Origin of the sequence: Streptomyces smaragdinus (assembly GCF_009604385.1) — a bacterium.
Classification (GTDB): domain Bacteria; phylum Actinomycetota; class Actinomycetes; order Streptomycetales; family Streptomycetaceae; genus Streptomyces; species Streptomyces smaragdinus.
On sequence record NZ_WEGJ01000076.1, the window covers coordinates 1 to 11,981 of the forward strand.

10 protein-coding genes and 1 pseudogene are annotated in these 11,981 nt (G+C 70.4%); 4 read left to right on the forward strand and 7 right to left on the reverse strand.

All coding sequences use genetic code 11. From position 1 onward, the window contains the following. Positions 1-370 precede the first annotated feature (370 nt). Positions 371-1,795, forward strand: coding sequence for a helicase associated domain-containing protein (locus SRB5_RS35215; protein WP_407704031.1), 1,425 nt, complete (start codon positions 371-373; stop codon positions 1,793-1,795). A 287-nt stretch (positions 1,796-2,082) separates the two neighbouring features. Here the strand turns inward: SRB5_RS35215 and SRB5_RS35220 are convergent, their stop codons facing one another. From SRB5_RS35220 to SRB5_RS35240, 5 genes are all read right to left on the reverse strand, one after another. Beyond that, positions 2,083-2,298, reverse strand: coding sequence for a hypothetical protein (locus tag SRB5_RS35220; RefSeq protein WP_153457858.1), 216 nt, complete (start codon positions 2,296-2,298; stop codon positions 2,083-2,085). Between the two features lie 14 nt (positions 2,299-2,312). Then, entirely contained in the window at positions 2,313-2,747 is a 435-nt protein-coding gene (locus SRB5_RS35225; protein WP_153457860.1) for a hypothetical protein, read from the reverse strand. Positions 2,748-3,567: 820 nt separating this feature from the next. Further along, positions 3,568-4,005 carry a Clp protease N-terminal domain-containing protein gene (locus tag SRB5_RS35230; protein WP_153457862.1) on the reverse strand — a complete coding sequence of 146 codons (438 nt, stop codon included), beginning with the start codon at positions 4,003-4,005 and terminating at the stop codon, positions 3,568-3,570. A gap of 725 nt (positions 4,006-4,730) precedes the next feature. Beyond that, entirely contained in the window at positions 4,731-4,928 is a 198-nt protein-coding gene (locus tag SRB5_RS37320) for a VOC family protein (RefSeq protein ID WP_267132640.1), read from the reverse strand. Between the two features lie 308 nt (positions 4,929-5,236). Then, a complete protein-coding gene (locus SRB5_RS35240; RefSeq protein WP_153457864.1) occupies positions 5,237-6,616 on the reverse strand; it encodes a hypothetical protein in 1,380 nt (459 codons plus the stop codon). A gap of 145 nt (positions 6,617-6,761) precedes the next feature. Between SRB5_RS35240 and SRB5_RS36930 the strand changes: the two are divergent. Then, positions 6,762-7,190 (forward strand): annotated as a pseudogene (locus SRB5_RS36930) (hypothetical protein); the annotation flags it as partial. On the opposite strand, the gene SRB5_RS35245 reads toward SRB5_RS36930, so the two are convergent. Together SRB5_RS35245 and SRB5_RS36070 are read right to left on the reverse strand one after the other, a co-directional pair. Next, positions 7,129-7,566, reverse strand: coding sequence for a hypothetical protein (locus tag SRB5_RS35245; protein ID WP_323379027.1), 438 nt, complete (start codon positions 7,564-7,566; stop codon positions 7,129-7,131). The pseudogene SRB5_RS36930 and the gene SRB5_RS35245 sit on opposite strands and share 62 nt — an antisense overlap. A 223-nt stretch (positions 7,567-7,789) precedes the next feature. Continuing rightward, on the reverse strand, positions 7,790-8,089 hold the full coding sequence (locus SRB5_RS36070; RefSeq protein ID WP_194293125.1) for a hypothetical protein: 300 nt from the start codon (positions 8,087-8,089) through the stop codon (positions 7,790-7,792). 99 nt (positions 8,090-8,188) lie between these two features. Between SRB5_RS36070 and SRB5_RS35250 the strand changes: the two genes are divergently transcribed. Then, on the forward strand, positions 8,189-9,526 hold the full coding sequence (locus SRB5_RS35250) for a tetratricopeptide repeat protein (RefSeq protein ID WP_153457866.1): 1,338 nt from the start codon (positions 8,189-8,191) through the stop codon (positions 9,524-9,526). A 398-nt stretch (positions 9,527-9,924) separates the two neighbouring features. After that, positions 9,925-11,883 (forward strand): PKD domain-containing protein, encoded by a 1,959-nt coding sequence (locus SRB5_RS37670; protein ID WP_153457868.1) that lies wholly within the window; start codon positions 9,925-9,927, stop codon positions 11,881-11,883. Positions 11,884-11,981: the final 98 nt, after the last annotated feature.

Below are 11,981 nucleotides of genomic sequence, written 5' to 3' on the forward strand. Positions count from 1 at the left end.
CCGACGCCTGCACGGTGAGATAGGCCACGTCCCGCCCGTCGAGTACGAGAACACCTACTACCTGACAGCCACGAAACCGCAGGTCACAACCACCAACTGAGCTCTCTACCGAACCCGGAACGGTTCATGAACACCATCGGCATCCACGGCCCCACACCCCTGCACCGCTACAACAGCCACCCAGCAAACCCGACCGGCCAACCACCCAAACCGATCAACACCAGCAACACCAACCCGGAACACCAAACCCACAGCTCACAGCCCCACCCGGCCAAGACCCGCGAACAACACCAACCCCCACACCGGCACACACCACACCACCAGCCCCAACCAGCCAACTGATCAACCCAGCTCAACACCACAACCACCGATCAGAAAAACCGAACGGCGACACCGGGCCGACTGGCTGTGCGGCGACCACGACCCGCAACACCGACGGCAGGTCCTCGGGACGTTCGGGACCACGGCACTGCCGGCGGTGCTGTCGAACTGCAGGGTCCTCGGCGAGGGCGTGGACATCCGGGCCGTGGACTCGGTGGCCCTCCTCGACCCCAAAGGAGCGCCGCACGACATCGTCCAGGCCGTCGGCCGGGCCCTGCGCCAGACACCCGGGCAGGGCAAGGTGGCACGTCTGATCGTGCCGGTCTTCCTCCGACGGGACGAGCAGCCCGAAGACATGTTCACCTCCGGGAGTTTCCGCCCCCTGGTGAAGATCCTCGCCGGCCTGCGTGCCCACGACGAAGAGGCCGTGGAGCTCCTCGCCGTCCCGCAGGAACCGCACAAGGCCGTCGTCGAGCCGTCCCGGTGGATCGGCACCCCGCCCGACGAAGGCGAGGACGAGGGCCGGCTCCTGCTGCGATTCGCCGCCCCGCGCGATCCCGTGATGATCGCGCAATGGGTGTCCTTCAACGTTATCGACACCGAGCGCCAGGACTGGGCCCGCGGCTGGACCGCCCTCAAGCGCTACACCGACCGCGAGGGCCACGCCCGCGTACCCTACGGACACAAGGAACCACCCGGACCGCACCCGCTGGGGCAATGGGTCGCAGAACAGCGGCGCACGTACCAGGCCGGACAGATGAACGGACAACGCGCCCGCCGGCTCGAGGAACTCGGCATGATCTGGTCCGTGACCGACGAACGCTTCCAGGAAAACCTGGAAGCCGCCCGCGCCTACGCGGCAGAACACCGCACGCTGTGCGCGCCGCGCACCGCGTCGATGCTGGACCGGCCGATCGGGCAGTGGCTGTCCAACCTCCGCCGCCCCGCAGCCCTCGACGGACACCCCGAATGGGAGACCGCCCTCACGGACATCGACCCCGACTGGAACCCCGCCTGGCCGGCCCGCTGGCAACGCCACTACGCCGCCGTCCGCCGGCTGATCGAAGACGGAGCAACCCCCGACGAACTCCTCCCCGGCGTGACGGTGGGCGGCCTCGACACCGGCCGGTGGCTGGCCAGACAACGCCAACCGACGGTATGGCAGCAACTGACCGACGGACAACGCGAACGGCTGGAACAACTCGGTATCACGCCCCTCCCCCGGCAGCCCACGCCCGCGAAGCCCGCCAGGGGCGCTGCGGCGGCCTTCGAGCGAGGCACAGCAGCGCTGGCCCAATACATCGCACGAGAAGGGAAGACAACCGTCGGCAGACACCACGTCGAACAACTGCCCGACGGAACGTCGGTACGCCTGGGCGTATTCCTGAGCAACCACAAAAACCGACGCGACAAACTCACCCCCCAACAACGCACCCAACTCGCCGACCTCGGATACGACTGGGCAACCAACTGAACCCAGGCCACGGCGGGCAGCCCGTCCTGAACCACACCACCCCGAACCCACTCCAGCAACAGCCCACCAGCGGCCCGCCCCCTGCCGTGGCTACGGCGGTGGTAACCGGCCCCTCGGATACGCACGTAACCGGCCCCACATGCCTGCCTCGGGTCACGATGAACCGAAGTGGGACCCCGCCCCAGCCACCCCGCCGGACCAACCGCCGCGCCGGCCCGGCACCCCCGACCACCCCATCACTGCCGCCGCCGATGATCGAGGTGACAAGCGGCCGTCGTGTCCCGTGATCATGCAGTTCCGGGGGTGGCTTCCACCCCCCAAACGGGATACCCGATCCGTGACAGATCGCCGGCGAGGCCGACAAGCCCGACGTCCGGATCCAACGCCAGCACAACACCCCCGGCGAGCGGCCGCAGTTCATGCCCGGCTGCAGTATCGGGGCCGTCGTCGGTGTGCACGCCGCTGTCCGGCATCCCGTCCTGCTCACGGCCGCCGAACTTCACCGATGTGCTGCTCCCTACAGGGACATCCCGCAGTACAGGCGTTGCCGCGGCCCGGCAGCACGGGCCAGTTGACCGAGGCGTCCCAGGAAGTCGGCCATGAGCCCCGGATCCGTCCCGCCGCCGTCCTGCGTGCGGGTCCATACGGTGGCGGCATCCAGCAGGCGCTCCGGTGCGGACGCTGCGAGGACATCGCGAAGGGTGTCGGTCAGCGAGACGAGCCAGGGCCCGTCGTGCCCGGGGCCGTTGAGGAGGCCGCAGAAGCGGGGGTCGGCTTCCACCCGCTCCTCGGACACTCCTGTGAGGCGGGCTTCGACGGTTCTGAGGATCAGGTAGGGGTCTGCCCCTTTGAGGCCGAGCGTGCCGAACGGATCGGCCATGCCGTCGTCCTCGAACAACGCGAGGGCCTGCGTGTCGTCGGCGGCCGCGTAGTAGTCGTAGATATTTCCCATGACCGGATCGTGCCAGTCCCGGCAGCGCCGTTCAGGAACGCCGTCGGATCGGACCCGGTGAAATCGAGGGTCGTCAGGGTCGGATGAACGTCTCGGCCGACGGTCCTGCGGCAACGCACGACCCGCACGGCCCGCGCGGCACAGGGGAAGCCCGGAACGCGGGCCACGGTGGCGGTCCTGACCCGACGGACCCCGTCACGGCCAGACGCGACGGCCCGGGTTTCGGCCGGCAGCCGAACGTCTCGCCGGGCGGCCGTCTGAGCCGGCCACGACGGCGCCCAGCGGCCCCACCCGGACGGTGGGCGTCGTCACAGCCGGCTCGAGCTGCCGATACGGCAGTGGCCGGTCTCCCCTGTCACACGACGACGCAGCGGGCCTTCTCGTCCTCCACCAGGAAGGACGAACTCCTCCCGGAAGCCTCCCCACACCCTCCCCCTCAGCCACACAATTGTCCACGGACGCCACCGACCGGAAGACAAGCCCGTCGTGAAGCCCCCGAGGGCGTCACGACTCACCTACCGGCCCGGTTCGCGAACACCCGAACAGGCCGCGCAAGCGTCCACCAGGACCTCCACCCGCAGACGGAGTCCGGGCGACATCGCCCCCGCGACGGTGACGGACACCTCGTCACCGCCCACGGCCCGCACCAACCGCACCCCCACCGTCGCGTCCGTACCGGCCAGGAGACACGCAAACCAACAATCCGGCCACTCGTCGTCGGTCCTGCTCACCCCGAGGGCGGCCGCGCAGGCGGCGTCGCTTCCGGCGGGCATCGTGCGGGCGAGGTCCCGGGTGACGCCCGGCGGACCGCGCCCGCGTCTCAGCCCTGTCCGAGGACGCGCTCCACCTCCTGGGACGTCACGCCGCATGCGGCCAGCGCATTGCGTACGGCACCGGGGCGTACCGTCATCGCGAGAAGCACATGCTCGTCGCCGAAGGTCCTCTCGTGACGGGCCAACGCGACCCGCAGGGACTCCTCCAGGATCTTCTTCGCCTCCCTGGTGAACAGGCCGCGCCGCAGCAGCCCCGCCGGCAGCCACCCGGGCCCCCTCCGGCGCGGCGCCTCGTCGAGCCCGCGCGTCACGGCCTCGCGTCGCACGCCAAGGGCCGCCAATGCAAACGCCCCCGGCGTGTTCTCCGCGTCGAGAAGCGCCGGCAGCAGATCACCGGGCTGGATCCGGGTGTCGACGCGCTGCCCGGCCCGTGCGTTCGCACCTCTGAGGACGGCGCGGACGTCGTCCGTGAAGCGCTCGGACATCACTGCCTCCCGTGTCTCTTGCACACTGCCTGCCAGGACCGGCAAAGCCGCGGTGCCCACCACGGTACGTGCGCCACAGACGGCGGGGCGGCGCCCGTACCAAACCCCCGTGGTGGTACGACGCTGCCGCCGGTTCGTCAGCAGGCCGGACCCGGCGCCCCACACGGGGCAGTGGACCGTCACCGAGCCGTGGGCCTTGATCCAGTCCTCGGCTTCCGACAGGTGGTGGAGGCAGTACTCGGTTTGAACCCGCGGTGTCCGGTGTCGCGATCAGGCGGCCGAGGCCGGTGACCGGCAGGCAGCCGGTGATCAGGTGTGGCCGGAACCGGATCTTCTTCAGCTTTCGTCCGACGACCCGCGTCAGGTACGCCACACCCGCAGCAACGCAGCCGGCCGGCGATCGTACGAGCAGGCTCCGGATATCCTCCTGCATCACGTCGGTGACCACCTGCCCGCACTCCTGCGGCGCCTCCCGCCGGCCGGCCACCACGGCGATGCAGCGGGAGTCTTCGCAGGAGACCGCACCCGGATCGTCGAGCGGACCGCACCCGGGGCCGCCGGCTTTCCGGCCGGCTCCTCCCGGCATCGGATGCCGGCCCGGACCCACCCGACACACGCGCGCAGGCCCAGGCGGACCCGGAGTAATCGTCCGTTCCTGCGGACCAGTTGAAGTCGATCATGTCGGGAGGTGGCGGAGCCCTCGACGAGACCGAAGGCCGGTCCGCTCACGGGCGCACGATGCAGAACTCGTTGCCATCGGGATCCTGCATCGTGATCAAGTCCTCACGCTCGGCCCGAACCGTTGCCCCGAGTGCACACAGCCGTTCGACCTCCGCAGCTGCTTCGGTCGTCCTCAGGTCGAGATGGACCCGGTTCTTGACCTGCTTGCCCTCCGGCACCAGCTGAAAGAAGATGCGGGGCAAGCCTGCCGTCCGTGGCGACGAGCAGGACACAGGGGTCGTCCTCCGGACCGCTGACACCCAGGGAACGCAGCCGGGCCAGCTCCGCCCCGTCGTACGGCGCGACTTCGTACTCGTCCAGGACCTGCGCCCAGAATCGGGCGGACGACGCCGGATGCGGGCTGTCGAAAACAATGTCCTTGATGGATGCCACAGAACTCCCTCCAGGAACGGACGACCCCGACAAGGTGAGCCCGAGTGTCTCGTGCGAGCAAACATGCTGCGAGGCATTACTCCGGTTCACCCCGCAATGCCGCTCCCGGACGATGTGGTCACCAGGGTTTCCGACCCGAGGTCCGGGGATCGTCCCCCGGCCGATCGCCGTACCCCCCGGACGACCCCAGCACCTCCCGCGGCCGCCGCACCACTTCCGCGACCGGTGGTTCCCCCCGGACGCCCGCCCGCCCGGCGCAGTCCGCCGCCAGGGTCACCAGGTCCGCGAGCCCCCGCTGCCCCGGGTCGTCGGCCAGGTCGTCCAGCGTCCGCAGCGTGACCTCCTGCATCTCCCGGGCCAGCCCGGCCGCCGCGGCCTCGCGGAGCCCGTGGCCCAGACGGATCCGGTACGTCACGTCCCGCCGCCACAGCCACGCCACCGGCTCCGCGAGCAGACCCGCGTCGAACCACCCCCGGCCGGCCTGCGCGACCAGCGCGGCAACGGCGGCGGCACGATCGGCCGGGAAGGCTGCCGCCAGCCCGTACGCCACCGCCACCGACCCCACCCGCCCCAGCGGCGCGTCGGCGCCCTCTCCGAGGATCGCCAGCAGCGGCACGGTCGGACGGACGGCGTCGGGCCCGCACTGATGGAACAGGTCGTGCACGAGGTGCGCGGCAACCACGTCGGGATACGCGGGCGCGACGGACGGCCACAGCACCCGGTGCCCGGTCTGCCGCCATCCGAGCTCCGCCACACCGCGCGCGGCCGCCACCGGATGGACACCGGCCAGCGGCCCGGCCAGGGCACCGGGCAGCACGGCGGGCCGGGCGGGCCGGGTCGCGGGCACGCCGGGAAAGTCGGTGTCGTGGAGCCGGCGGCGGGCGATCTCCCGGTGCTGCCAGAGCACGAACTCCGCCGCCCCGGCAAGGCCGGGCCCCGGCCCGGCCAGCCCGGCGGCCGCCCGCAGCGCGGCACGCTCGGCGGCCGGAATCGCCCGGGGCAGCCGGAGCATCGCCTGCTCGGCATCGTCCGGCCAGGGCACCGTTCCCGCGGCCGCATGCTCGGCAAGGCGGTCCCGGAGCACGGCGGGCCCCAGCAGACCGCCGGGACCGTCCGGAGTAGCCAGGAGGCAGGGCACAGGATCGGTGAAGACACGCGCCGCGATCTCGTACACCCGGCGCAGCGGGATGACGTCGAGGAGGAGTTCGTCCTGGCCCGACTCCGTGACGAGGACGTTCCGCGCGGAACCCGGCCCCCGGGAACGGCCCGCGAGGGCATCGGCAAGGCGGGCGAGAGCAAGACGCACAGCCGTCGTCGGCCGCCCTGCCGACGGTCCCACCGCCACCGACACGGCCGACCGGTCAAGCCACACCAGCCGGACCGCGGAAGCCAGGATCCCCTCGAACCCCACCGGCTCGAGCGGCCCCCCGCCGATCAGCCCGCGCAGCGCCCCGGCCAGCACGCCGGGCGAGTCGACCACATCCCCGCTGCCACTCATGTCCCAACGATACGGGCCGGGTCCGACCAACAGCCGCCCTCCAGCGGCCAAGGTCCCGGATCCACGTCACCGGGCGAGCCGGAGCAGTACCTCGCAGACATCGTCAGCCTGACACCGTCCCACCCCCCGGCGGCTCCTTCGGCCTGCCGCAGACAGCCGGCAATGCACCCCCGTTGTCAAAAACGTGCGGGTTGGCAGGCCCGTCGGTCGTCCCGCGTCCGGCCCGACGCGGCCGGGACAACGCGACTCGCCCCGCAGCAACCGCACCTGCCCGCACAAACGCCGCATCACGTCTGTCATCCCGGAGGGAAGGACCAGGCCGCCAACCGTAAGGAAAAGGGCAGCAAAGACGGCCGACCCGCCGGCCACGAGGCCGACTCCTGCAAGAGGCGGAACACCGCCGAGCGCCTGATCAACAAGCTCAGGGCCCGGCGCGGCGTCGCCACGCGATACGACAAAACCCCGAAAAGCTGCTTCACCGGCCTCCACCTGCGCGCTGCAAATGATCTGGATCAAGGACCCCACCCGGACGGCCCACCGGTCACGATCGACGTGGCCCAGCCATACGGGTTGAGTGCCCACAAACGCACGGTGGCGCTGCGACGGTCGAGCCACAGCCTGGCGGAGTAACCACTCCCGTCGCGGTCGAGCTCGCGCGAACGGATCCATCGGGGATTCGCCGGCCCCTCACCCTTGAGCGGCTCCTCGAACCACGAGGAGAAGTCATCGCCCGGCCCCGCGGAGACGAAGGCGTGAGCCGCCGTCAGCTCGGCAGGTCTCCCCGGTGCCAGCCGGGCGAAGCCCGAGATCACCAGCTCCGGCGACGGCATGCCCCGATCGCCGTCCCGGCTGCTCACCCACCTGGCATCGGTGAGCGGGCCCAGCACCGGGAACGCCCGCTCCAGCGGTCCGGTGTCCGTGTGCCAGTCCCCCTTGGCCCCGTCTGCCACCCGACGCAGGGCCCACCAGACGGGCAGAACCCCCACCCCCGCCCCAATCCCGATCAGCCTCCGACGCTCCAACACAACCCCCTCCAGCCTGACTTCCGGGCACCTTATCCGAGCCGGACCGACACACTCCTCCCGGAAGCCTCCCCACACCCTCCCCCCTCAGCCACACAGTTGCCAGCGGACGTCACCGGGCCAGTCGTGAAACCCCCGGGGGCGTCACGACTCACCTACCGGCCCGGTTCGCGAACACCCGAACAGGCGCGCAAGCGTCCACCAGGACCTCCACCCGCAGACGGAGCCCGGACGACTCCGGCCCCGCGACGGTGACGGACACCCCGTCGCCGCCCACGACCCGCACCAACCGCACCTCCACCGTCACGTCCGCACCGACCAGGGGACACACATACCAACGATCCAGCCACTCGTCGTCAGTCCTCCCCACCCCGAACACACACCGGGACAACAACTCCAGAAAACCACGCAAGCTGTGACCCCAGATCCACCCCGAGACCAGCTCCACCACCCAACTCCCACCACCGACAACCACCCAACAAACAACCGACTACCAGACACTGGACGCCCCCAGAATCGGAGACATCGCAACCGGGCCTAGGGTCCTCCCGTGAACGTAGATGATCTCCAGTGGCAGTTGAGCAACCTCGGCGGTGTCCCGCCGCGCATCGTGGACGAGATCCTCGAACGCGGCGGCCCGGAGGCACTGGTGGACGCGGCGCGGGAGCGTGGGGACTGGTTTTGCGCTGCGGGTGCGGTACGGGGCCTGTGCGCGAGGGGGGAGTTCGGGCGGGCCTGGACGGTGATCGAGCCGTTCGCGGCCACCGGCTGGCAGCCGGCAGTGCGTGCGGGCACCGACGTCCTGCTGCAATGGGGCCGCGTCGGCCGGGCCCTGGAGCTGGCACGTCCTCGGGGACCGCGTACGAACGCGGTCGACGCGTGGCAAGCCTATGCCCAGGCGCTGGTGCGGGCCGGGCAGGTGGACGAGGCGATCGGCGTGCTGGGGCCGTACCTGCGCCACAGACGGGTGCCCGGAGCCCTGGTGGAGATCACCGAAGGCCAGGAGTGCGACGAACACGTACTGGAGCTGCTGGCCCCGATCGCACAGGAGTTCCGGCACGACCCGAAGCAGTGCCCCGACGCGTGGGAGGTCCTGCCCGCACAGGCCCGGGTCCTGGAGCGGTCCGGCCGTGCCAACGAGGCAATCCGGCTGCTCGGCGCGGACGTGGCCGCACGCCGGCACGGGCCGCAGAACAACGTCGCGTTCTACGCCGAGCTCCTGGCCCGGCACGGTCGGATCGAGGAACTCCGCAACCTCGCCGACACACAGACGTACGCCGCCGTACACCGGTACGTGACGGCCCTGGAGAACCTGGGCCGAGCCGGAGAAGCGGAGGCGTACCTGCGTGACCTCATCGCCGCCGAGTATCCTCCGGGCGGGCACGAGAACGCACTGATGGAGTTACTCATCCGCCAGGGCCGGTTCGACGAAGCCATCGCGTCGGTGGAGCACACGTTCGACGATCTCTACGACGGCAACCTTCTTCAGGCAACCATGTTCCTGCTCGCCGACCAGGGCCTGCACGACAAGGCCCTGAAACTCACGGAAGGACGCAGCCCGGAGTTCCTCGCGCAGAACGAGGCATTCTGGCTGCGATCCAACCGGTGGTGGCTGATGGGAGAGTCGGGACGCGCCCGGGAAGCGATCGCACAGATCGAAGCGCTGCCGGCCGGCGAGGTCGACGACCGCGAGCTGACCATCGCCTGGCTGCTTGCCCAGGACGGCCGCATCGAGGAGGCCATCGCCCTCCTGCGCCCGCTGCCCGGCACACGAGCCGCAACCGACCTGGCCGAACTCCTCATCCGGCAGAACCGCTTCACCGAGGCCATCGCCGTCATCCCCGACGTAGCCACCCAACGGGCAGAGACACAACACCCGCGGACCTGACCGGAAGCAGCGGGAGGGCCGCTGCGCCAGGCACCGCCGACGGATGTCAGCCCGCGCACGGCCCCGGATACCGCGCGCCCGGAGTGACACCCGCCGGCCGGGCCACCGGGCTCAGCTGGTTGATCCGACATCTGAGATCTCCTCAGACCCAGTTCCACCGACCACGTACAGACCCGGTCATCCGCTTCGACGAGATCGACGCCCCGGACTGCATCGGCGCGGCGCGGGTCACCGCGGACGGCGCGGAGGCAGCCGTGCTTTGACCCGCCAGCGCCCCAGGCACGACCCCGAGGAACCCCGCCGACCTCATCATTTGCGCTCAGGCGCAACGGTCTGGCCCGGCCACGGCCCCTCGGGGCACGGTGATTGCGTCCGTTCATCCGATCACAGGGGGAGACGTGCGCGCACTCAAGCCACGCACCAGGCCGCGACGCCTGCGTACACTCGCAGGCGCGGTCCTGCTGGCCGTCGTCGGCCTGCTGCTGCCGGCCGGCCTGGCCACGCAGGCACAGGCGGCGACGAGCGATACGGTCGTCACCGGCGAGGACGGGGAGTTCCTGGCCAAAGCGACCTTCAACTCCGGGCTGTCCTACTTCCACGAATACTGGCGGCCGGGCCCGGGTGTCAACTCCTTCCAGGTGCTGGACGTCTGCGGAGACGGCTGGACCCCGCATCTTTTGTGGGAGCAAGGAGGGGAACAGAAGACCGCGACCGTCTCCGACGACGACTGCGGGATCTTTCCCGTCCCGCGCTACCACGTGATCAAAACGGGCTACGCCCCGGCGGAGCCGGAAGAGATGGACTGGTGGCTGTATCTGGAGAACGAGAACGGCGACATCGTCGGCAACGAGATGGAGACGGACTGGTACGGCACGTACTCGTACGAGCCCGAAGGCGCGTACTTCGTCCACGGCAGCGTCTACAAGGACTTCACTGTGGGCCACCGCAGCCTGACCGTCTCGGTGACACCCACCTCGGACGCCTTCAGCACCGGCACCGAAGAGCGCGCCAAGGAGATCACCGAGGACATGTGGGCCAAAATGCAGCATCGCATTCCCCTGCCGGCGGAAGTCACCGCCGATCAGCGTGACTCCATGTACAAACAGCTCTGGTGCCATGTCCGCTGGGACATCTTCACGGAATTCCCGGTGGTCGGCCCCGAGGGCGGCGGCCCGACGTGGGACCTGGAGGCCGAGCGGGAGAACATCCCGTGGGACGAGATCGACGACGTCGCCGACGTCCAGCGCCACCAGTGCAACTGGGACGCGGACGGCACCGGCCACGGCTACATCCCGCCGACCGACGGCGGAAGCGACACCGGCAATCTCGCTCCGATGGCAGACGCCGGCCCCGACCGCACCGGCACCGAGGGCAAGACGATCCAGCTGAACGGCACCGTCTGGGACGACGGCGGCTCCCCGCAGGCCGAGTGGACATACGAGCCGCTGGCCGGCGTGGACGAGGGCGCCCGGTGCGTCTTCGCCGACGCCGCCGCCACCCGCACGACGCTCACCTGCGACGACGACGGCGAATTCCGGGTGACCCTGACAGCCCGCGACGGCACGAACCGGCCCGTGAGCGACAGCGCGGTGGTGACCCTGCAAAACGCCGCACCCGTGCTGACCCTCGGCGCGGACCAGGACTGGTCCGTCCACCGGGCCGGTGACACGGTGGACCTCGGCGCGACCTTCACCGACCCGGGGGCGAACGACACCCATAACTGCCGCGTGACCTGGGACGACGGGAGTACACAGGAGTACCCGGCAAAGGCCGGAAGCTGCGGCAGCGGCCACACCTTCGACACAGCCGGTATGTACACGATGAAGGTCACGGTCACCGACGACGACGGCGGATCCGACTGGGCCGAGGTCATGGTCGTCGTCTACGACCCCGACGCGGGCTTCGTCACCGGCGGCGGCTCGGCGGACCCGGAGACCGCCACCGATACACCCGCCACGCTGACGGCGCCGGGCAAGGGCACCGCGAAGTTCACCTTCAATCCGAAGTATCTGCCGGACGACGAGGGCCCGGCAGCCTCCGGGGGCAAGGTCGCATACCGACTGAGCAGCGGTGACTTCGAACTCGACGGGCAGAGTGTGGACTGGCTCGTCGTCACCCCGGACGGCAGGACCGCCTTCCGCGGCACCGGGACACTGAACGGCGAGGACGGCTACGGCTTCGTCGCGTATGCAACCCAGGAACCGGAAGCCCTCCGCCTCGTCGTCTGGGAACCGGCCGCGTCACCCCACCCCGACGGCAACCCGCGCTACGACACCGGCCGGGGATCGAGCTACGACCTCGACAACGCATCACTCACCCCGATCAGCCGGGGAGCCATCCGCGTCCACCAGCCGTGAACAACCGGGCCCGCCCGCCAGACGGTGGAGACCGCGCAGCGCCAGGCCGAGGACATCGTGGCCGACGCGAACGCCAAGGCCGACCGGATCCGCTCGGA